This window comes from Pseudomonas sp. AC016 (genome assembly GCF_979253365.1).
This window is the reverse complement of the sequence record NZ_CEEDCC010000001.1, coordinates 3,526,224-3,546,003: the sequence shown is the minus strand read 5'-3', so window position 1 is coordinate 3,546,003 and position 19,780 is coordinate 3,526,224. Positions and strand designations below refer to the sequence as shown.

The 19,780-nt window shown below is 59.6% G+C and carries 21 protein-coding genes, 1 tRNA gene and 1 pseudogene; 13 read left to right on the top strand and 10 right to left on the bottom strand.

Annotated features, from left to right (window positions below; genetic code table 11):
- Nucleotides 1–44: 44 nt before the first annotated feature.
- The 7 genes from hisF to AC0IXS_RS16045 form a co-directional block, all read right to left on the bottom strand.
- The gene (hisF, locus tag AC0IXS_RS16075; protein WP_025993341.1) at nt 45–815 is read right to left on the bottom strand and encodes an imidazole glycerol phosphate synthase subunit HisF; all 771 of its coding nucleotides are present in this window, start codon (nt 813–815) and stop codon (nt 45–47) included.
- A gap of 35 nt (nt 816–850) precedes the next feature.
- Entirely contained in the window at nt 851–1,588 is a 738-nt protein-coding gene (gene hisA / locus AC0IXS_RS16070) for a 1-(5-phosphoribosyl)-5-[(5-phosphoribosylamino)methylideneamino]imidazole-4-carboxamide isomerase (RefSeq protein ID WP_057409562.1), read from the bottom strand.
- A 23-nt stretch (nt 1,589–1,611) separates the two neighbouring features.
- The gene (locus AC0IXS_RS16065) at nt 1,612–1,872 is read right to left on the bottom strand and encodes a DUF2164 domain-containing protein (RefSeq protein ID WP_191957009.1); all 261 of its coding nucleotides are present in this window, start codon (nt 1,870–1,872) and stop codon (nt 1,612–1,614) included.
- A 5-nt stretch (nt 1,873–1,877) separates the two neighbouring features.
- Complete coding sequence (gene hisH, locus AC0IXS_RS16060; RefSeq protein WP_043306305.1) at nt 1,878–2,516, bottom strand: imidazole glycerol phosphate synthase subunit HisH; 639 nt, start codon at nt 2,514–2,516, stop codon at nt 1,878–1,880.
- Nucleotides 2,516–3,109: an imidazoleglycerol-phosphate dehydratase HisB gene (hisB, locus tag AC0IXS_RS16055; RefSeq protein WP_004883084.1), complete on the bottom strand. Its 594-nt coding sequence runs from the start codon at nt 3,107–3,109 to the stop codon at nt 2,516–2,518. The genes hisH and hisB overlap by 1 nt, the downstream gene beginning before the upstream one ends.
- 362 nt (nt 3,110–3,471) lie before the next feature.
- Nucleotides 3,472–4,668 carry an amino acid aminotransferase gene (locus AC0IXS_RS16050; RefSeq protein WP_057409561.1) on the bottom strand — a complete coding sequence of 399 codons (1,197 nt, stop codon included), beginning with the start codon at nt 4,666–4,668 and terminating at the stop codon, nt 3,472–3,474.
- A gap of 171 nt (nt 4,669–4,839) precedes the next feature.
- Nucleotides 4,840–6,501 (bottom strand): OFA family MFS transporter, encoded by a 1,662-nt coding sequence (locus AC0IXS_RS16045; protein ID WP_191954847.1) that lies wholly within the window; start codon nt 6,499–6,501, stop codon nt 4,840–4,842.
- Nucleotides 6,502–6,764: 263 nt separating this feature from the next.
- Between AC0IXS_RS16045 and AC0IXS_RS16040 the strand changes: the two genes are divergently transcribed.
- The 5 genes from AC0IXS_RS16040 to AC0IXS_RS16020 all read left to right on the top strand — a co-directional run bounded on the left by AC0IXS_RS16040 (nt 6,765) and on the right by AC0IXS_RS16020 (nt 11,206).
- A complete protein-coding gene (locus AC0IXS_RS16040; protein ID WP_191954848.1) occupies nt 6,765–7,169 on the top strand; it encodes an acetyl-CoA sensor PanZ family protein in 405 nt (134 codons plus the stop codon).
- Between the two features lie 103 nt (nt 7,170–7,272).
- Nucleotides 7,273–9,495: an AsmA family protein gene (locus AC0IXS_RS16035; RefSeq protein ID WP_191957010.1), complete on the top strand. Its 2,223-nt coding sequence runs from the start codon at nt 7,273–7,275 to the stop codon at nt 9,493–9,495.
- A gap of 197 nt (nt 9,496–9,692) precedes the next feature.
- Nucleotides 9,693–10,760, top strand: a complete 1,068-nt coding sequence (gene mutY, locus AC0IXS_RS16030) for an A/G-specific adenine glycosylase (protein WP_004883066.1) — start codon at nt 9,693–9,695, stop codon at nt 10,758–10,760.
- Nucleotides 10,757–11,029: an oxidative damage protection protein gene (locus tag AC0IXS_RS16025; protein ID WP_004883065.1), complete on the top strand. Its 273-nt coding sequence runs from the start codon at nt 10,757–10,759 to the stop codon at nt 11,027–11,029. The genes mutY and AC0IXS_RS16025 overlap by 4 nt, the downstream gene beginning before the upstream one ends.
- Nucleotides 11,030–11,130: 101 nt before the next feature.
- A tRNA-Phe gene (locus AC0IXS_RS16020) sits at nt 11,131–11,206 on the top strand.
- 129 nt (nt 11,207–11,335) lie between these two features.
- Here the strand turns inward: AC0IXS_RS16020 and AC0IXS_RS16015 are convergent.
- Nucleotides 11,336–11,626: a type II toxin-antitoxin system RelE/ParE family toxin gene (locus tag AC0IXS_RS16015; protein WP_057409557.1), complete on the bottom strand. Its 291-nt coding sequence runs from the start codon at nt 11,624–11,626 to the stop codon at nt 11,336–11,338.
- Nucleotides 11,619–11,864 carry a type II toxin-antitoxin system ParD family antitoxin gene (locus AC0IXS_RS16010; protein ID WP_029244074.1) on the bottom strand — a complete coding sequence of 82 codons (246 nt, stop codon included), beginning with the start codon at nt 11,862–11,864 and terminating at the stop codon, nt 11,619–11,621. The genes AC0IXS_RS16015 and AC0IXS_RS16010 overlap by 8 nt, the downstream gene beginning before the upstream one ends.
- Before the next feature lie 182 nt (nt 11,865–12,046).
- On the opposite strand from AC0IXS_RS16010, the gene AC0IXS_RS16005 reads away from it, so the two are divergent.
- The 4 genes and pseudogenes from AC0IXS_RS16005 (at nt 12,047) to AC0IXS_RS15990 (ending at nt 14,593) form a co-directional block, all read left to right on the top strand.
- Nucleotides 12,047–12,328, top strand: a complete 282-nt coding sequence (locus tag AC0IXS_RS16005) for a hypothetical protein (RefSeq protein ID WP_004883057.1) — start codon at nt 12,047–12,049, stop codon at nt 12,326–12,328.
- A gap of 264 nt (nt 12,329–12,592) precedes the next feature.
- Nucleotides 12,593–13,369: pseudogene (locus tag AC0IXS_RS16000) on the top strand (PAS domain-containing protein); the annotation flags it as partial.
- Entirely contained in the window at nt 13,364–13,939 is a 576-nt protein-coding gene (locus AC0IXS_RS15995; RefSeq protein WP_257013862.1) for a methyl-accepting chemotaxis protein, read from the top strand. The pseudogene AC0IXS_RS16000 and the gene AC0IXS_RS15995, both read left to right, overlap by 6 nt.
- 168 nt (nt 13,940–14,107) lie before the next feature.
- Nucleotides 14,108–14,593 carry a hypothetical protein gene (locus AC0IXS_RS15990; RefSeq protein WP_449121640.1) on the top strand — a complete coding sequence of 162 codons (486 nt, stop codon included), beginning with the start codon at nt 14,108–14,110 and terminating at the stop codon, nt 14,591–14,593.
- Between the two features lie 260 nt (nt 14,594–14,853).
- Here the strand turns inward: AC0IXS_RS15990 and gabP are convergent, their stop codons facing one another.
- Nucleotides 14,854–16,245 (bottom strand): GABA permease, encoded by a 1,392-nt coding sequence (gene gabP, locus AC0IXS_RS15985; protein WP_004883048.1) that lies wholly within the window; start codon nt 16,243–16,245, stop codon nt 14,854–14,856.
- Between the two features lie 537 nt (nt 16,246–16,782).
- Here gabP and AC0IXS_RS15980 point away from each other — a divergent pair.
- The 4 genes from AC0IXS_RS15980 (at nt 16,783) to AC0IXS_RS15965 (ending at nt 19,779) form a co-directional block, all read left to right on the top strand.
- Nucleotides 16,783–17,556, top strand: coding sequence for an ABC transporter ATP-binding protein (locus AC0IXS_RS15980; protein ID WP_025996651.1), 774 nt, complete (start codon nt 16,783–16,785; stop codon nt 17,554–17,556).
- Nucleotides 17,557–17,569: 13 nt separating this feature from the next.
- Complete coding sequence (locus AC0IXS_RS15975; RefSeq protein WP_025996650.1) at nt 17,570–18,331, top strand: ABC transporter substrate-binding protein; 762 nt, start codon at nt 17,570–17,572, stop codon at nt 18,329–18,331.
- Between the two features lie 66 nt (nt 18,332–18,397).
- Nucleotides 18,398–19,093, top strand: coding sequence for an ABC transporter permease (locus AC0IXS_RS15970; RefSeq protein WP_122690393.1), 696 nt, complete (start codon nt 18,398–18,400; stop codon nt 19,091–19,093).
- A complete protein-coding gene (locus AC0IXS_RS15965) occupies nt 19,090–19,779 on the top strand; it encodes an ABC transporter permease (RefSeq protein WP_004883040.1) in 690 nt (229 codons plus the stop codon). The genes AC0IXS_RS15970 and AC0IXS_RS15965 overlap by 4 nt, the downstream gene beginning before the upstream one ends.
- The last annotated feature ends 1 nt before the right edge of the window (nt 19,780 follow it).

Below are 19,780 nucleotides of genomic sequence, written 5' to 3'. Positions count from 1 at the left end.
ACCCGGAGGCTTGAAACAACAGCGCTCGCTTCATGCACAACAACTCAACGCATGACGATGCCGCGGCTGGCCATGTAAGCCTTGGCTTCCGGCACCGTGTATTCACCGAAGTGGAAAATACTCGCGGCCAGTACGGCACTGGCGTGGCCTTCGAGCACACCGGCGGCCAGATGCTCCAGATTGCCGACACCGCCCGAGGCGATCACCGGAATGCCCAGCGCATCACTGATGGCGCGGGTGACGCCCAGGTCGAAGCCGTTCTTCATGCCGTCCTGGTCCATGCTGGTCAGCAGGATTTCGCCCGCACCCAGCTCTTCCATCTTCTTCGCCCAGACCACAGCGTCCAGCCCGGTCGGCTTGCGGCCGCCGTGGGTGAAGATTTCCCAGCGCGGCGTTTCGCCCGGCCCGGATACTTTCTTGGCGTCGATGGCGACCACGATGCACTGCGAACCGAAACGGGCAGCGGCTTCGCCGACGAACTCCGGATTGAACACAGCAGCAGTGTTGATCGACACCTTGTCGGCACCGGCGTTGAGCAGGTTGCGGATGTCCTGCACGGTACGCACGCCGCCGCCCACGGTCAGCGGGATGAACACCTGACTGGCCATGCGCTCGACGGTGTGCAGCGTGGTGTCACGGCCATCGACACTGGCGGTGATGTCCAGAAAGGTGATTTCGTCGGCGCCCTGCTCATCGTAGCGACGCGCGATTTCCACCGGATCACCCGCGTCACGGATGTTCTCGAACTTGACGCCCTTGACCACTCGACCGTTGTCGACGTCCAGGCAAGGGATGATGCGTTTGGCTAGGGCCACAGGATCAATCTCCGGTTAATTGAACCAGCGCAGACTCAGCGCTGTTCCAGATCACACAAGGCCTGGGCCTCGGCGACGTCCAGCGTGCCTTCGTAGATGGCGCGACCGGTGATTGCACCGATGATGCCCGGCGCCCTGGCATCGAGCAGCGCCTTGATGTCACCCAGGTTATGGATGCCGCCCGACGCAATGACCGGAATCCGCGTTGCCGCCGCCAGTGCGGCGGTGAACGGGATATTGCAGCCCTGCATCATGCCGTCTTTGGCGATGTCGGTGTACACGATGGCCGACACGCCGTCGGCTTCAAAGCGCTTGGCCAGGTCGATGACCTGCACCGAGCTGACTTCAGCCCAGCCGTCAGTCGCGACGAAACCGTCCTTGGCATCCAGGCCGACGATCACCTTGCCAGGGAACGCGCGGCAGGCTTCAGCCACGAACTCGGGCTCCTTGACCGCCTTGGTGCCGATGATCACGTAGCTCACGCCCGCCTTGACGTAATGCTCGATGGTTTCCAGCGAACGGATGCCGCCACCGATCTGGATCGGCAGGTTTGGATAGCGACGTGCGATGGCGGTGACCACGTCACCGTTGACCGGCTGGCCTTCGAACGCGCCGTTGAGGTCGACCAGATGCAGACGGCGGCAGCCACCTTCGACCCACTTGGCGGCCATGGCCACCGGATCATCGGAGAACACCGTGGAATCTTCCATGCGGCCCTGACGCAGGCGCACGCAGGCGCCGTCTTTAAGGTCGATAGCGGGGATAATCAGCATCGGGGAACCTACTTGTCCGGAAATTAGTTTTTCTCGAGCGCCCACAGGTCACTTTCGATGCTCTCGAACCTCTCCTTGAGGTGCTGCTGAACATCGAAAATGGCTCGATTGTAGTAATGCGGGGCAATCTCGCGCGTGAACAGCTCAAGCACTTCGGCCACCTCGAACGAACCCAGCTCCAGCTCGAAGCGGTCCACAAACAGACGCTTGAGCTCGTCGATCGCCTGCTGTTCATGCTCGGGCGAGAGGGTCAGGATGGGTGGCTTGGCCTTGGCTTTGCTCATGTCGGTTACCAGCGACCGTCCCACGCCGCGAAGTTCTGCAGCAACTGCAGGCCATGGGTATGGCTCTTCTCCGGGTGGAACTGCACGGCAAAGCGCGAACCGTCGGCCAGCGCTGCAGCGAAGTCGAGGCCGTAACGGCCACGGCCCACCACCTGACGCTGATTGACGGCGTCGATGTAGTAGCTGTGGACGAAGTAGAAACGCGCCAGATCGGGGATGTCGTGCCACAACGGGTGATCGACCGACTGAGTGACCTGATTCCAGCCCATGTGCGGCACTTTCAGGTGCTCGCCATCTTCGTGCAGGTCCTTGCCGAAGAACTTCACCTGACCGGGAAACATGCCGATGCAGTCCACGCCGTCGCTCTCTTCGCTGCTGTCGAGCAACGCTTGCATGCCGACGCAGATACCGAGAAACGGACGGTCCTTGCTGACTTCCTGCACCAGCGAGTCAAAGCCCAGACGGCGGATTTCGGCCATGCAGTCGCGAATCGCACCCACACCCGGAAATACCACACGGTCGGCTTCACGAATCACATCGGCGTCGCTGGTGATCAGCACACGGCCTGCGCCAACGTGCTCCAGGGCCTTGGCGACCGAGTGCAGGTTGCCCATGCCGTAATCGATGACCGCAACTGTCTGCATCAGAGAACACCCTTGGTGGAAGGCATCTGCCCGGCCATGCGCTCATCCAGCTCGACCGCCATGCGCAGGGCACGGCCGAAGGCCTTGAAAACCGTTTCGATCTGGTGATGAGTGTTGTGGCCACGCAGGTTGTCGATGTGCAGCGTCACATTGGCGTGGTTGACGAAGCCCTGGAAGAATTCCTGGAACAGGTCGACGTCGAAGCCACCGACGGTTGCACGGGTGTACGGCACATGCATCTGCAGGCCGGGACGGCCCGAGAAGTCGATGACCACACGCGACAGCGCTTCATCGAGCGGCACGTAGGCATGGCCGTAACGGCGAATGCCTTTCTTGTCGCCAATGGCCTGGCTGAATGCCTGACCCACCGTGATACCAACGTCTTCCACCGTATGGTGATCGTCGATTTCCAGGTCGCCCTTGCACTCGATGTCCAGGTCGATCAGCCCGTGCCGGGCGATCTGGTCGAGCATGTGCTCAAGGAAAGGCACGCCGATATCAAATCGGGCCTTTCCGGTGCCATCCAGGTTGATCGAGGCTTTGATCTGGGTTTCCAGAGTATTGCGCTCGACGTAAGCCTTACGTTCGGCCATCACCAGCTCCGCAAAATCATTGGGCGAAAAAGGCGATCATTATAGGCCCAGAACGGCCCCGCATGAAGCAAACAGACGACAGACAGGGGATTTACTGCGCAGCGGCCTTTTGCGCCTCTGCAAGTCCGCTTTTATCAAGCACCCTGTAAGCCACTGAAGAAACGCCAGCTTTTTGTGGGAGGCGGCTTGTCGGCAATGCAGCCGACGCGGTATGTCAGGAAAATCGCGTCATCGTTCATCGCCGGCAAGCCGCCTCCCACGGTCCGGTGTTCGCTGCGCGACAGCGCCATGTTGAATACTGGGTGGCGCCTCCCACACATCACTTTTCCCAGCGGATTACATGTTACCCATCACTGGAGAAATCAGCTGAAAAGGCCTGCAATCGCGTCGCAGACCTTGTCGATATTCCCCTCATTCAATCCCGCCAGACACATGCGGCCGCTGCGGATCAGGTAGACGCCGTGGGTGTCCTTCAGCTCGTCGACCTGCGCAGGCGTGAGGCCGGTGTAACTGAACATGCCGTTCTGGCGGAGGATGAAGCTGAAATCGTGCTGCGGAACCTTCTGCGCCAGCACCGCCACCAGACGAGTCCGCATGTCGAGGATGCGTTGACGCATCACTTCGACCTCGGTCAGCCACTGATCACGCAATTGCGGCGAGTTGAGCACGCGGGAAACCACCTGCGCGCCATGAGCAGGCGGGCTGGAGTAGTTGCGGCGCACAGTCGCCTTGAGCTGACCCAGCACGTTGACGGCCGAAGCGCTGTCTTCGCAGACCACCGACAGCCCGCCCACACGCTCGCCGTACAGCGAGAAAATCTTCGAGAACGAGTTACTGATGAACGCTGTGACGCCAGCCTCCGTCATCGCACGAATGGCATAGGCGTCTTCGTCCATACCCTTGCCGAAGCCCTGATAGGCGATGTCGAGAAACGGAATCAGCTCGCGAGCCTTGACCACCTCTACCACCTGATCCCACTGCGCAACGGACAGATCCGCGCCGGTCGGGTTGTGACAGCAAGGGTGCAGCAACACGATGCTGCGTGCGGGCAATTGCTGCAGCGCATCCAGCATGGCGTCGAATTTCACGCCGCCGGTCTGGGCATCGAAGTAGGGATAGGTGTTGACCTTGAAACCCGCGCCGCCAAACAGTGCGTTATGGTTTTCCCAGGTCGGATCACTGACCCAGACCTGCGAATCTGGAAACGCATACTTGAGGAAGTCGGCACCCACTTTCAGCGCGCCGGAGCCGCCCACGGTCTGGATCGTGGCGACACGACCCGCCAGCACAGCCGGATTGTTCTCGCCGAACAGCAGGGCCTGCACCGCCTGGCGATAAGGCGCGAGACCTTCCATCGGCAGGTACAGCGAAGCGGTCTGCTCGCCCTCGGCCAGTTGCTGCTGTGCAGTGACGGCAGCGGCCAGAGGCGGAATGCGGCCCTGAGTGTCGTAATACAGACCAATGCTGAGGTTGACCTTGTCGGCGCGAGGATCCTTGCCGAAGGTTTCCATCAACGAAAGGATCGGATCACCAGCGTACGACTCCACGTGGGCTAGCATGCAAACAACTCCTTAAAGAATGAAATCAGGCCGGACAACGATCAGGTCTGTGGTTCTGCTGCGGGATATTAACCCCGCCCGCCTCTCTCGTCTTGCCACACAAACCCGAAAACCGGGCAAAAAAAAGCGCATGCACCGAAGTGCACGCGCTTTTTCAGGACTCGCAGACTGTTAGTGGAACAGTACGGCGGTCTTTTGCAGTGTCACCCAGACGCCCCACGCCAGTGGAATGCCCACTGCCAGCCAGGCGGCAATCACCAGCGGCTTGCTGCCCGCTGAAGCTTTCCATTCCAGCGAGGTGGTCGCATCAGCGCCCTTGTCGTGGCCGATGGCTTGCTCAGCCGCCAGCTCCGCGTCGGTCATGAAGTACTTGTCGGCCACCGGACGGATCATCAGGTTGCAGAGGAAGCCCAGCACCAGCAGACCGGCAAGGATGTACAACGTGATGTCGTAGGCGTCGGCACGTGCAACACCGTGGCTGAGTTGATACTCACGCAGGTAGTTGACCAGTACCGGACCCAGTACACCGGCTGCGGCCCAGGCGGTCAGCAGGCGACCGTGGATTGCACCGACCATCTGTGTACCGAACAGGTCGGCCAGGTAGGCAGGTACGGTTGCGAAACCACCGCCGTACATCGACAGCACGACGCAGAACGCGGCAACGAACAGCGCGATGCTGCCCATGTGGCCCAGCGTCGGCACCGACGCGTAGAGCACGAAGCCCAGTGCGAAGAACACGAAGTAGGTAGCCTTGCGACCGATGTAGTCCGAGCACGAAGCCCAGAAGAAGCGACCACCGATGTTGAACAGGCTCAACAGACCGGTGAAGCCCGCAGCGATGGCGGCGATGGCTTTCAGTTGGTCAGCGCTGAGCTGGCTGAAGGTCAGGTCGTTGCCCAGCAGCTTGCCGGCGAACACTTCCTGCAGCAGTGGCGAAGCCATGCCCAGGATGCCGATACCGGCCGAAACGTTCAGGCACAGCACCAGCCAGACCAGACGGAACTGCGGCGTCTTCCAGGCCACGCTGACGTGCACGTGACGGTTGGTGATCATCGCGTTCTTGGCCTTGGCAGCCGGAGCGGTCCAGCCTTCAGGTTTCCAGCCGGTTGGTGGAACGCGGTAGCCCAGTGCGCCGCCGATCATGAAGATGAAGTAGATCACCGCCATCACGACAAAGCTCTGCCATACGCCCACGCTGTCCGCAGAAGCGAAGTGGCCCATCAGGAAGGTCGCCAGAGGTGCACCCACCATCGCGCCGCCGCCGAAGCCCATGATCGCCATGCCGGTCGCCATGCCGCGTTTGTCCGGGAACCACTTGATCAGGGTCGACACCGGGGAGATGTAGCCAAGCCCCAGCCCGATACCGCCGATGACACCCGAGCCCAGCCACATCAGCCAGATCTGGTGGGTATAGATACCCAGCGCCGAAATCAGCAGACCGCCACACCAGCACAGTGCCGAAACAACACCGGCCTTGCGTGGACCTGCGTGCTCGAGCCAGCCACCCCAGATGGCAGCCGAACAGCCCAGGAAGATGAAGAACAGGGTGTAGATCCAGCCCAGCATGGAAATCTGCCAGTCACAGGTCGATGCAAACATCTGTGCAAAGAAGCCCATGTCCGGTGTGCAAGCTACGGGTGCCGAAACACCGACCGCTTTCGACAACGGCAACCAGAAAACCGAAAAGCCGTACGCCATACCAATACAAAGATGGATGGCCAGTGCGGCGGGTGGAACAAGCCAGCGGTTGAAACCGGGCTTGGCGATAATGCGCTCTTTGGACAAGAACGCAGGCTGAGCGGCTGCGCCGCCCAATGCTGTGCTTGTGCTCATTATAATTACCCCAATGTGTGAAGCTTGCAGATGGTCCCGCTGATCCGCCACAGACTCCATGCCGAGCGGCCATGTCTGTTTTATCGGCAGGATGTTCAGATACGTGACAAAAAGACGCACCCGAGCCAGCAGATGCGGAGACTATCACTTACTGATGGCTAATAAGCATCTTGTTACAGTGTTTTTATTATTAAAATCACCCACTTAATCCACGTTGTCTATGACCCCATAGATGCAGTCAATTAAACATCAGGAGAAGATCTATGCCGGTCTTAGTTGGGCTATTAAGTTCGCCCACTTTTCAGGATCAGGAAGACCTGCAAAAGATATATCTCGACGCACCGGCGGATATGTTTCCGCCCTTTTTCGGTGCAGCACAGTTGATCGAAACAACACTGGCAGACGGCGCCTTGCTGGCCGGACGCTTCAACGACCGGCTGCTGGGCGCCGCCCGGCTTGTACGCGGCAAGACTGTCTGGCACCTGTCTCACCTGTGCGTGCGCAAACCGACACGTCGACGCGGTGTCGCTGAACGCATAGTCTGCGAAGGGCAGAAACTGGCCCGGGAAGCGGGTTGCGAACTACGCTTGCTGGCAACCGCCGAGTGTCCCGAAGTCCTCGCCCTGGCGGCCAGGCTTTCTGTGCAACTGGACGTCGCAACGCCCTGAATCACCTGGCGTCATCCAGCCATGAAGGCATCCGAAGCCCGAGACCCTCCTCAGAGCGGTATACTCGTGGGCTATTTTTGAACATCGACACAAGGACTCGCCCATGAAAGCGTTCGGCAAAATCCTGGGGCTGTTTATTCTCGGGTTGTTGCTGATCATCGTGGCTCTCGGCTTCGCCCTGACCCATCTGTTTGATCCCAACGACTACAAAGACGAGATTCGGCAACTGGCACGTGAAAAGGCCAACGTCGAGCTGACGCTCAATGGCGATATCGGCTGGAGCCTGTTCCCCTGGCTCGGACTGGAGCTGCACGACACTCATGTGGCTACCCTGACCGCTCCCGACCAGCCCTTTGCCGATGTTCAAATGCTGGGCTTGTCCGTTCGGGTCCTGCCTTTGCTGCGCAAACAGGTGCAGATGAGCGACATCCGTGTCGAAGGCCTGAACCTGATGTTGCATCGCGACGAGCAGGGTCACGGCAACTGGGAAGACATCGGCAAGCCGCCCGCCGTCGCGTCCACCGACGCGAAACCGGACACCACGCCGACGCCGGAAGCACCCAAGCCGGAACGCGCTTCTCAGCCTCTGAAGCTGGACATCGACAGCCTGACCGTCAACAACGCCCGCGTGGATTACAGCGACGCCCGAAAAGGCCAGACCTTCACGGCAGAAAGTATCCAGCTGAGCACCGGTCCGATTCGCGAAGCGTCGGATATTCCGATCAAGCTGACCGCCTTCCTGAGCACCAACCAGCCCGTGGTACGCGCCAAGACCGAACTGGTCGGCGAACTGCGCATGGACCGCGTGCTCAAGCGCTATCAATTCGAAGACATGCGCCTGTCCGGCGAAGTCGCTGGCGAGCCACTCAAGGGCAAGACCGTGACCTTCTCGGCACAAGGTCAACTGCTGGTGGACCTGGCAGCCAACATTGCCGAATGGAACAGCCTGAAAATCTCGGCCAACCAGCTGCGCGCGCTCGGTGAACTGCGTGCCCGCGAGCTGGACAAGACTCCGCAGCTCAGTGGCGGCCTTTCCATTGCCCAGCTTGATGTACGCACCTTCTTTGAAAACATCGGCCAGCCGTTGCCACCAATGGCCGATGGCGCACTCAGCAAGGTCGAAATGGTCACGCGCCTCAGCGGCACGCCCACCAGCGTGGTACTGGACGGCCTGAACCTGAAAGTGGACGACAGCACCTTCACTGGCCGTGTCGCGATAGACGATTTCGCCAAACAGGCCCTGCGCGTGCAGCTCAAGGGTGACACCTTCGACGCCGACCGCTACCGCCCTGCCGAAAGCGAAGAAAGCAAGGGCGCCAAGGCCGCGCGCAAATCCGAAGTGCAAAGCGATGAAGCCGCAGCTGTCGCCGGGGATTCGCCATTGCCCGAGCAGCCCACCAAGGCTGCCTGGAGCACTGCCAAGCTGTTGCCACTGGAGCGTCTGCGCACGCTGGATGTCGAGGCTGACATCAGCCTGGGCAAACTGACCCTGAACAAATTGCCTATCGACAATGCGGTGTTCAAGACTCAGGCATCGGGCGGTGTCATCAAGCTCGATACGCTCAGCGGCAATCTCTACAACGGCAACTTCGAGGTCAAAGGCAATCTGGATGCACGTCCCGACCTGCCGACCATCAGTGTGCAGACGCGCACCGCCAAAGTACCGGTGGATCGCGTTCTGGAAAGCCAGGGCCAGACGCCGCCGGTACGTGGCCTGCTGACACTGAACAGCAGCCTGACCGGCCAGGGCAACAGCGAGAAAGCGCTGATCGATAGCCTCAATGGCACCGCCAGTTTCGCGCTCAACAACGGCGTGCTGGTCAACGCCAACCTTGAGCAGCAATTGTGCAAAGGCATTTCGACGCTGAACCGCAAACCGCTGACCGGCGAGCCGCGCGCCAAGGACACGCCTTTCCAGCAACTGGACGGCAATCTGGTCATCCGCAACGGCGTGGCGAGCAACCCGGATCTGAAAGTGCGCATCCCCGGCCTGACCGTCAACGGCAATGGTGACGTGGATCTGCGCGTGCTGGGCATGAACTATCGCGTCGGCATCATCATCGAAGGCGACAAGAGCGACATGCCGGACCCGGCCTGCGAGGTCAATCCGCGCTACGTCGGCATCGAGTGGCCAGTGCAGTGCCGAGGCCCGCTGGAACTGGGCGCCAAGGCCTGCCGTCTGGACCGCGAAGGCGTCGGCCAGATCGCAGCAAAACTGGCAGGCGACCGGATCAGCGAAAAACTCGAGGACAAGCTCAACGAGAAGCTGGGCGACAAGGTCAGCCCGGAACTCAAGGACGCGCTCAAGGGGTTGTTCAAGCGCTAGAAAAGCAAGGCGGCGCGATGTCCCTGACACAGCGCCGCCTCGCAAGATACAAAGGACTGTAGGAGCGCGCTTGCCCGCGAAAGCGTCCACTCAGTCACTGATGAGTCGCCTGATACATCGCATCGCGGGCAAGCGCGCTCCTACAACTATCAGCATTTCATCAGGTCACGAGCTGTTTCACAGGAGCCCACCAGGCGATGCAACCCGAGCAATTTTCCAGCGCAGTTCTGGATTGGTATGACCGCCACGGCCGACACGACCTGCCTTGGCAGCAAGGCATCACGCCGTACCGGGTCTGGGTGTCGGAAATCATGTTGCAACAGACGCAAGTCAGCACTGTGCTGAACTACTTCGACCGCTTCATGGAAGCCCTGCCCACCGTACAGGCCCTGGCTGAAGCGCCCGAAGACGAAGTGCTGCACCTGTGGACCGGCCTGGGCTACTACACCCGCGCCCGCAACCTGCAAAAGACCGCGCGTATTGTCGTGGCCGAACACGGCGGTGAATTTCCCCGCGATGTGGAAAAGCTGACCGAGCTGCCCGGCATCGGCCTGTCCACCGCAGGCGCCATTGCCAGCCTGAGCATGGGTATCCGCGCCTCGATCCTGGACGGCAACGTCAAACGCGTTCTGGCGCGCTTCACGGCGCAGGAAGGCTATCCGGGCGAGCCCAAGGTCGCCAAACAGTTATGGGCCACGGCAGAGCGCTTCACGCCCCATACGCGCGTGAACAACTACACCCAGGCGATGATGGACCTGGGCGCAACGCTCTGCACCCGCAGCAAACCCAGCTGCCTGCTCTGCCCGCTGGAGCGCGGCTGTCAGGCACACATGCTGGGGCTGGAAACCCGCTACCCGATCCCCAAGCCGCGCAAGACCGTGCCGCAAAAACGCACCCTCATGCCCATCTTTGCCAACGGCGACGGCGCAATTCTGCTGTACCGCCGCCCGTCCAGCGGACTGTGGGGCGGCCTGTGGAGCCTGCCGGAACTCGATCACTTCGACGATGTGCAGCATCTGGCGACACAACATTCGCTGGAATTGGGCAAGCATCACGAACTGCCTGGCCTGATCCACACCTTCAGTCACTTCCAGTTGAGCATCGAACCCTGGCTGGTACAGGTCCAGGAGTCCGCCCATCACGTGGCCGAGGCCGACTGGCTCTGGTATAACCTCGCCACCCCGCCGCGCCTGGGCCTTGCCGCCCCGGTGAAAAAGCTGCTCAAACGCGCAGCCGACGTATTGAACGCAGGAGAGTCGTCATGACCCGCACCGTAATGTGCCGCAAGTACAAAGAAGAACTGGAAGGCCTCGAGCGCGCCCCTTATCCGGGAGCCAAGGGCGAAGACATCTTCAACCACGTTTCGAAAAAAGCCTGGGCCGACTGGCAGAAACACCAGACCCTACTGATCAACGAACGCCGCCTGAACATGATGAACGCCGAGGACCGCAAATTCCTCCAGGCCGAAATGGACAAGTACCTGTCCGGCGAGGAATACGCTCAGGCTGAAGGCTACGTTCCGCCCGAGAAATAAAGCGTTTCGCGCAGTGAAGGTCGTAAGCGTCGGTAATAATTCAATATTTTTTGACAACGCGCTTGACGACCTCCTGAAAAACACGTTTAATGCGCCCCGTTGCCCAGATAGCTCAGTCGGTAGAGCAGGGGATTGAAAATCCCCGTGTCGGCGGTTCGATTCCGTCTCTGGGCACCACCTTCAGTTTTCAGGTGATGCCAAGCACACCTGAAAGCGCACAAGAAACCCGCCTAGTGCGGGTTTTTTGTTGTCTGGGGTTTACCTCATTCCTTACGACCACCCCTGCGCGGTCGCGATTGAAACGAGTCAAATGTAACGCGACACATCCATTCGGTCGTGCAGGACACGGATAACAGCAATGCCATACTCCGTCGCGCGGAAATAAATTACATGCCGCTCAATGCTGCGACGACGATAGCCTGAACGAATGTGATCACAGGCAGGCGCGGTTTTCGGGTTTTGCGCCAGCTCAGCGAACGCCTCAGTAATAATGTCCACATAGTGGTTAGCCTGTGCTGAACCCCACTCCTGAAACGTATAGAGCCAGATTGCCTCCAGATCGCGTTCTGCGGCAGGCGCAAGACGGTATTCAGTCATGCGCGTTCAACATCCTTTTCTTGAATTCATCGACACTGAACCGCCGGGGCTCGCCGCTCGCCTCGCCTTCTATCAGTGCCTGGCGGATACCTTCAATTTCTGCACTACGCTCCTGCTCACGCCGAATCAGGTCGCGAATATACTCACTGTCATTGGTGTATCGGCCCGCATCTATCTGGGCCTTGATCCAGCTGTCCTGCTGATCGGTGACGGTAATGGTCTTGCGAACGGTTCCCATGATTGAACCTCAAGTGAAGTCATTGACGGCGACCATCTTGTCATACTATTGATGCGTTTTCGCACACCAGCGATCCGATAGGTTGCCTCCACAGTACGTTCGCACCCATGCCTATAACCGATTGAACTTAGCCCCACCCATCCCCTCGAACTCATACATTTGTTTTCAAAGGGAAAAATCCTGTGCTCAAGTTTACCGCCTCCGCCCTCGTCATCGCCGCCACCCTTGGCCTCGCCGCCTGCGACAGCAAATCCGAGCAGAAAGCGCAGGACGCTCAGGCGCATCAGGAAAACGCTCAACAGAAGATGGAATCGGCTCAAGCCAAGGTGAACGACGCAGCGAAAGAGAATGCCGAAGCCGCCAAAGACAAGGCTGCATCCAAGGAAGCTGCTGCCGAAGAGTCGAAAACCTTCGTGCCGACCTCCGAAGTGACCAACACTGTTCAGACACCTGAAAAAAAGTAAAAACGGCCTGTTTTCTTCACAAAGTTTTCACAGCCGTTAAGCCATTGTAGAGCTGCTCCCAAGTGTGAATCCTTAAGCCCGCTCCCCCATCGCGGGCTTTTCTTTGTCCGGCGTTTGGCGCTGACCGCTTTCAGCTAAAAGTTACCGCCAATCCTGATCCTATCCCGCCCGTCCAAAACGTCATTCCAGCACTAATGCCTTCAACTCTGGTGTCGATAGCCTGATGACGAGAATTTCGTAAAACAACACCAAAGGCGGCAGGTTATGTTCGGAAATAAAAGCAAAAACGAACTGGCAGCCATGAAGGCAGAAGTAGATAGCGCAAAAGGACTGATGGGCGCACTTGAAAAATCGATGGCGGTGGTCGAGCTGGATCTTGATGGCAGGATCCTGCGTGCCAACGACAACTTTCTAACAGCAATGGGTTATCGGGCCGAAGAGCTTCCCGGCAAGTCCCACCGCGACTTCTGCGAGCCTGAAATGGCACGCAGTCGTGAGTATGCCGATCTATGGGCATCGCTGCGGGCAGGTAAATTCATATCAGGCACCTTCAAGCGTGTCAGCAAAACCGGGAAAAGTGTCTGGCTAGAGGCCAGTTACAATCCGGTGATAGACGCTCAGGGCAAAGTGATCAAGATCGTTAAGTACGCACTCGACGTCACCCGGAAGGTCATGCTTGAAAACGAAACTCACAGCAAACTCAATGCAGTGGACCGCGCCATGGCGGTGTGCGAGTTCGACCCGACCGGCCATGTGCTGACAGCCAACGACAACTTCCTGCACGTGATGGGTTATTCGCTGACGGACATCAAAGGCAAACACCACAAGACCTTCTGTGAGCCGGCGTTCGTCAACAGCTCGGAGTACACCGAGTTCTGGCGCAAGCTGAACCACGGCGAGTTCGTGGGCGGCCAGTTCAAGCGTCTGGGCAAGCATGGTCGAGTCGTCTGGCTGGAAGCGACCTACAACCCGGTCTATGACGTCGAGGGCAAGCTGTACAAGATCGTGAAGTTCGCCAGCGACATCACTGACCGCGTGGAAAAACAGGAAGCCGACGCGCACGGTGCGTCCAAGGCCTATCACATCTCGGCCGAAACCGAGAAAGTGGCCGAACAGGGCACGCTGGTGATCCAGGAAACGGCACGCGAGATGCGGCAGATTGCCGAGAACATCGGCGCATCTGCCAGACTGGTCGGGCAGCTGGGCGATCGCTCGGAACAGATCACGGCCATCGTCAACACCATCCGTGGTATTGCCGACCAGACCAACCTTCTGGCACTCAACGCTGCCATCGAGGCGGCACGGGCTGGCGATCAGGGTCGTGGCTTTGCGGTCGTGGCCGATGAAGTCCGGCAACTGGCGGGACGCACCAGCGGCTCGACCACGGAAATCGCCGAGATGATCGGCAAGATTCTGGCCGAGACACGCGAGGCCGTCGCGAGCATGAGCGCGACTCAGGAAGGCGCAAACCGGGGCGTTACGCTGGCGGATCAGGCCGGACAGGTGATCGTGCAGATTCGTGACGGCGCGAGCGATGCCGTTGAGGCGGTCAGCATGTTCGCCAACCGTATGGACGAGGCAGAAGCCTTCTCCAAAACCGGCAAAAAGTGACCGCTCGCTGTACCGCTACACTGAGAGCCCGCGCAATGCGGGCTTTTATGTTTCTGCGCCCAGGACATGAATGGCAAAGCCGCTTGCCAGCATCCCGGCCTTGGCTATTCGGGCGCTGTGCGCTTCAATAGCCGCCATTGCCCTTACCGCCGGACAAAGGACCGCCTCATGGCCTCGCCAGACAAGCAACAAAAACGTGCCAAGCGCGCAAAGATCAAGGCCAAGCAGAACCGCTCCGGGAAGTCACCGACCAATGTCGTGCACCCCGTATTCGCCTCTGCGCTGGTCAACCAGCCGTTCGACGATGTGCAGCTGGACATGAATACGTTCGACTTCAAGGACATCGTTGAAAACGGTTTCGACCCGGCCGACTACGAAGACCTGTTCGACACCATGAAAGCCGCCGAGGCCATCAGCCAATTGGCGATGTGTCTGGTGTTCCTGCAATACCCGGTGCTGGCGCTGGTGGTTTCGGAAGAAGACGAAGAGGAAGCGACCGACTTCATGATGGGCCTGCTCATCACCTACCGCGCCATCCACCACGGCGAAGACGAAGACACCGCCGTGGAGTGGGTCGAAGGCAAGGCATTCCAGGCAGATTTCCAGATGGCGTCGGACTTGCTGATGAAGCGCGACACTAGAGCGATGCGCTGACTGATTTGATCAGTCCCTCGCGCTGCGCGGGCACGATCAGAAACCAGGGTGTTTGATGATCGTTCCCACGCTCTGCGTGGGAATGCCTACCAGGACGCTCCGCGTCCGCTCTCAAATGTGGCGCAGATGTGTGCCCAGGCTCCAGCGTTATCCACGTCATGCGCTCGGCTTACTGAATCCTCAGTCTGTGCCATTTGTGACGCGGAGCGTCACGGGAGGCATGCCCACGCGGAGCGATGGGCACGATCAGATATTTGCCATCACCCCAGCGCAGCAGCCCCGACCCGCGAAGCCTTGCGGCGGCGGGAGACGATCAGGCCGGCCCCGACCACCAGCAGGCTGAGCAAGCCGGTCGCGATGATTTCGATGCGGTGCTCTTCCTGGATCAGCATGATCGTCAACACGGCAACGATGAACACAATCACCATCCAGGTCAGCCACGGGAACAGCCACATCTTGAAATCGATGGCCTCACCCGCCGCGATACGCTTCTGACGCATGCGCAGTTGCGACACGGCGATCACCAGATACACCAGCAAGGCGATGGCGCCGGAACTGGCCAGCAGGAAATCGAACACAGCCGCAGGCGCGATGTAGTTGGCGAATACGGTCAGGAACGCCGCCGCCGTCGACAGCAGAACCGCCCAGTACGGCGTGCCGCCCTTGCTGGTGCGCTTGGACAATGCAGGTGCGTCACCACGCTTGCCCAGCGAGAAGAGCATGCGCGACGCGGTGTACAGCGCCGAGTTGAGGCAACTGGTCACCGCAACCAGCACCACCAGATCGACAATCAGCTTGGCGTTGGGAATGCCCATGGCATCCAGCACGGTCTGGTAGGAGCCCACTTCCGCCAGACGCGGGTCGTTCCATGGCACCAGCGACACAACGATGAAAATCGAAACCAGATAGAACAGGAAGATCCGCCAGATCACCGAATTGGTGGCCTTGGTGATCTGCTTGCCCGGATTCTTGGATTCGGCCGCCGCAATGGTCACGATCTCGGTGCCCATGAACGAGAACATGGTGGTCAGCATCGCCGCCAGCACGGCGCCCATGCCGTTTGGCAGGAAACCGCCGGTATCGAACAGATGGCTGACACCGCTGACCTGGCTGGTCGGCAGCAGGCCGAAGATCGCCGCCACACCCAGCACCACGAACGCGATGATCGCCACGACCTTTATCAGCGCGAACCAGAACTCGAATTCGCCGTAGTTCTTCACGCTGAACAGGTTGGTGGCCGTCAGCAGCAAGGTGATGACCAGCGTGAACATCCAGATCGCGATGTTCGGAAACCAGGCGTGCAGAATGGTCGCCGCCGCGTTGGCCTCCAGCGGAATCACCAACACCCAGAACCACCAATACAGATAACCAATGGTGAAACCGGCCCAGTGCCCGATGGCACGGTCGGCGTACGTCGAGAATGAACCGGTATCAGGCGAGGCGACGGCCATTTCGGCCAGCATGCGCATCACCAGCACCACCAGCGTACCCGCTGCAGCGTAAGCCAGCAGCACGGCAGGTCCGGCTTCGGCAATGGCATGGCCGGAGCCTACGAACAGGCCGGCGCCAATGACGCCAGCAATCGACAACATAGTGATGTGTCGAGGTTTCAGCCCTTGTTCGAGCTCGGAAGAGTTAGCGGTACTGCTCATAAAACCACCTGTGCAAGACGAGCGAGGCACACCGAAGCAGCTCGTAAAAAGAAAGCAACGGTGCCGTTCTGTATTCTTGACGCAAGAATTGCGCCAAAATATTTCAAAAACGACGTCGCTCCTGAAACATAGGGGTTGTAGGCGAGCGGTCCCTGAATGGACAAATTGAAAATACGGTCTATGGCGTAGGATTTGTTACCTGACGCCCCAAAACCGCTTCACACCACCGCACCGAAAATGCACACGCCACATATAAAAGCTCACCAATGGTGCGTGCCGTCAGGCGCTGCTGCGCAAAAGCTGCTTCCAACACCCGGTCAAAAATGGCAACATCGCGCCTTTTTCGCGCACACCCACCTCAAACGGGTACTGGATACACGCGCCTGCCTGCCATTTGGCGACAGTCTGCTGCGGCGATGCGACAAACCGTAAAACGCTGTCACATTCACTCTTCGGCGCAGTTGGTTGTCTTTTGAACGCTGTGCTAGCTTGGCGCTCGCCTCGCAGAAAGAGCGCACAACACTATGAGGACCCCACATGGCTGAGGCCACGCCCGCCCTGGAAATCCGCAACCTGCACAAACGCTACGATCAGCTTGAGGTGCTCAAGGGCATCTCGCTGACAGCGCGTGAAGGTGACGTCATCTCGATTCTGGGTTCATCCGGTTCCGGCAAGTCCACCTTGCTGCGCTGCATCAATCTTCTGGAAAACCCGCATCAGGGTCAGATTTTGGTCGCAGGCGAAGAACTCAAGCTCAAGGCAACCCGCAACGGCGAGCTGGTTGCGGCCGACAACAAACAGATCAATCGCCTGCGCAGCGAGATCGGCTTCGTGTTCCAGAATTTCAACCTGTGGCCGCACATGAGCGTGCTCGATAACATCATCGAAGCGCCACGCCGTGTACTGGGCCAGAGCAAGGCCGAAGCCATCGAAGTCGCCGAAGCGCTGCTGGCCAAGGTCGGTATCGCCGACAAACGTCACGCCTACCCGGCCCAGCTCTCGGGCGGTCAGCAACAACGCGCGGCCATCGCCCGCACGCTGGCCATGCAACCCAAGGTCATTCTGTTCGACGAGCCGACTTCGGCACTCGACCCGGAAATGGTTCAGGAAGTGCTCAACGTCATCCGCGCGCTGGCCGAGGAAGGCCGCACCATGCTGCTGGTGACCCACGAAATGAATTTTGCACGCCAGGTTTCAAGTGAAATCGTCTTTTTGCATCAAGGAATGGTCGAAGAACAGGGCACACCGCAGCAAGTGTTCGAGAACCCGCTGTCGGTAAGGTGTAAACAATTCATGTCGAGTCACCGCTAACGGAGCAACACCCATGCAGACGTACAAGAAGATCCTGCTGGTCGCAGCGGCCACCCTGGCTTTCACGACCAGTGCTTTTGCCGAAACCCTGAAGATGGGTATCGAAGCGGCCTACCCGCCGTTCAACAACAAGGACGCCAGCGGTCAGGTTGTGGGGTTCGACTATGAAATCGGCCAGGCCCTGTGCGCCAAGCTCAAGGTTGAATGCCAGGTGGTGACCTCTGACTGGGACGGCATCATCCCGGCCCTCAACGCACAGAAGTTCGACTTCCTGATCTCTTCGCTGTCGATCACCGACGAGCGCAAGCAGGTGGTGGATTTCACCGATCCGTACTACTCGAACAAGCTGCAATTCATCGCACCGAAGACCACGTCCATCGATGTTTCCTCGATCGACAAGGCCAAGGAAAGTCTTGAAGGCAAAGCCGTCGGCGCACAACGCTCGACACTGGCCGCCACGTGGCTGGAAGACAAGCTGGGTATCCTCGATCCCAAGCTGTACGACACGCAGGAAAACGCTTTCCTCGATCTGGTATCCGGCCGCGTTGACGCCATGCTGGCCGACAAATACGTCAGCTACGAATGGCTGAAAAGCGATGCAGGCAAGAACTTCGAGTTCAAGGGTGAGCCTGTCGAGCAGAACGACAAGATCGGCATCGCCGTGCGCAAGGGCGACCCGCTGCGTGAGCGCCTGAACACCGCCCTGAAAGAAATCATCGCTGACGGCACCTACAAGAAGATCAACGACAAGTATTTCCCTTTCAGCATTCTCTGATTCACCTGACGGCGTCGCTGCGGCTTCGACTCGAAGCCCGGCGACCGGTCCTGAATAAGCCTGCCCATGAACATTGATCTCCACGGATTCGGCCCGGCCCTCGCGGCTGGCGCGCTGATGACCGTCCAACTGGCTCTTTCGGCCTTGTGCCTGGGCCTGATACTCGGCCTGCTCGGCGCCTTGGCCAAGACCTCGCCCTACAAGCCCCTGCAATGGCTGGGCGGCACGTACTCCACCATCGTGCGCGGCGTTCCCGAATTGCTCTGGGTATTGCTGATCTACTTCGGCACCGTCAACGGCATGCGCGCGTTGGGTGAAGCCTTCGGCAAGCCGGACCTGGCGCTGAGCGCATTCGCCGCGGGCGTCATCGCGCTGGGCCTGTGCTTCGGCGCGTACGCCACCGAAGTGTTTCGCGGCGCCATTCTGGCGATTCCCAAAGGTCATCGTGAAGCCGGGCTGGCGCTAGGCATGTCGCGCACGCGCATTCTCTACAAGCTGATCCTGCCGCAGATGTGGCGCATCGCCCTGCCCGGCCTGGGCAACCTGTTCATGATCCTGATGAAAGACACCGCGCTGGTCTCGGTGATCGGCCTTGAGGAAATCATGCGCCACTCGCAGATCGCCGTGGGCTTCACCAAGCAAGCGTTCACCTTCTATATGGTCGCGGCCATCATGTACCTGGGCCTGACGGTGCTAGCGATGATCGGCATGTACTTCCTGGAAAAACGCGCCGCCCGCGGCTTTGCGAGGAGCGCATCATGAACTGGGAAGTCATCATCAAGTGGCTGCCACGCCTGGCACAGGGCGCCACCCTGACGCTGGAACTGGTGGCGATTGCAGTCATTGCGGGCCTGATTCTCGCGATCCCGCTGGGCATCGCCCGCGCTTCACGTCACTGGCCGGTTCGCACGCTGCCCTACGCCTACATTTTCTTCTTCCGTGGCACGCCGCTGCTGGTGCAACTGTTTCTGGTCTACTACGGCCTGGCGCAGTTCGATGCCGTGCGCGCGAGCTCACTGTGGCCCTATCTGCGCGACCCTTTCTGGTGTGCGGTCATCACCATGACCCTGCACACCGCCGCCTACATCGCAGAAATCCTGCGCGGCGCGATCCAGGCTGTACCGCCCGGCGAAGTCGAGGCGGCAAGGGCTCTGGGCATGTCGAAATGGAAAGCGCTGTTCTACATCGTCCTGCCACGCGCCGCCCGCATCGGCCTGCCGGCCTACAGTAACGAAGTGATCCTGATGCTCAAGGCCAGCGCCCTGGCCAGCACCGTCACGCTGCTGGAACTGACCGGCATGGCCCGCACGATCATTGCCCGCACCTACATGCCGGTGGAGATCTTCTTCGCCGCAGGCCTGTTCTACCTCGTCATGGCGTTTGTGCTGGTACAGGGCTTCCGCCTGCTGGAAAAGCTGTTACGCGTAGACGCGAGCCAGGGTCGCTGAT

Excerpts from the sequence above, each read along its gene's own strand:
- AC0IXS_RS16025 (WP_004883065.1), top strand. The coding sequence starts at position 10,757 with ATGACCCGCACCGTAATGTGCCGCAAGTACAAAGAAGAACTGGAAGGC.
- AC0IXS_RS16015 (WP_057409557.1), bottom strand. The coding sequence starts at position 11,626 with ATGACTGAATACCGTCTTGCGCCTGCCGCAGAACGCGATCTGGAGGCA.
- hisB (WP_004883084.1), bottom strand. The coding sequence starts at position 3,109 with ATGGCCGAACGTAAGGCTTACGTCGAGCGCAATACTCTGGAAACCCAG.
- gabP (WP_004883048.1), bottom strand. The coding sequence starts at position 16,245 with ATGAGCAGTACCGCTAACTCTTCCGAGCTCGAACAAGGGCTGAAACCT.
- hisH (WP_043306305.1), bottom strand. The coding sequence starts at position 2,516 with ATGCAGACAGTTGCGGTCATCGATTACGGCATGGGCAACCTGCACTCG.
- AC0IXS_RS15970 (WP_122690393.1), top strand. The coding sequence starts at position 18,398 with ATGAACATTGATCTCCACGGATTCGGCCCGGCCCTCGCGGCTGGCGCG.
- AC0IXS_RS16050 (WP_057409561.1), bottom strand. The coding sequence starts at position 4,668 with ATGCTAGCCCACGTGGAGTCGTACGCTGGTGATCCGATCCTTTCGTTG.
- AC0IXS_RS16065 (WP_191957009.1), bottom strand. The coding sequence starts at position 1,872 with ATGAGCAAAGCCAAGGCCAAGCCACCCATCCTGACCCTCTCGCCCGAG.
- AC0IXS_RS15965 (WP_004883040.1), top strand. The coding sequence starts at position 19,090 with ATGAACTGGGAAGTCATCATCAAGTGGCTGCCACGCCTGGCACAGGGC.
- mutY (WP_004883066.1), top strand. The coding sequence starts at position 9,693 with ATGCAACCCGAGCAATTTTCCAGCGCAGTTCTGGATTGGTATGACCGC.
- AC0IXS_RS16010 (WP_029244074.1), bottom strand. The coding sequence starts at position 11,864 with ATGGGAACCGTTCGCAAGACCATTACCGTCACCGATCAGCAGGACAGC.
- AC0IXS_RS16035 (WP_191957010.1), top strand. The coding sequence starts at position 7,273 with ATGAAAGCGTTCGGCAAAATCCTGGGGCTGTTTATTCTCGGGTTGTTG.
- AC0IXS_RS15980 (WP_025996651.1), top strand. The coding sequence starts at position 16,783 with ATGGCTGAGGCCACGCCCGCCCTGGAAATCCGCAACCTGCACAAACGC.
- AC0IXS_RS15975 (WP_025996650.1), top strand. The coding sequence starts at position 17,570 with ATGCAGACGTACAAGAAGATCCTGCTGGTCGCAGCGGCCACCCTGGCT.
- AC0IXS_RS16040 (WP_191954848.1), top strand. The coding sequence starts at position 6,765 with ATGCCGGTCTTAGTTGGGCTATTAAGTTCGCCCACTTTTCAGGATCAG.
- AC0IXS_RS16045 (WP_191954847.1), bottom strand. The coding sequence starts at position 6,501 with ATGAGCACAAGCACAGCATTGGGCGGCGCAGCCGCTCAGCCTGCGTTC.
- AC0IXS_RS15990 (WP_449121640.1), top strand. The coding sequence starts at position 14,108 with ATGGCCTCGCCAGACAAGCAACAAAAACGTGCCAAGCGCGCAAAGATC.
- hisA (WP_057409562.1), bottom strand. The coding sequence starts at position 1,588 with ATGCTGATTATCCCCGCTATCGACCTTAAAGACGGCGCCTGCGTGCGC.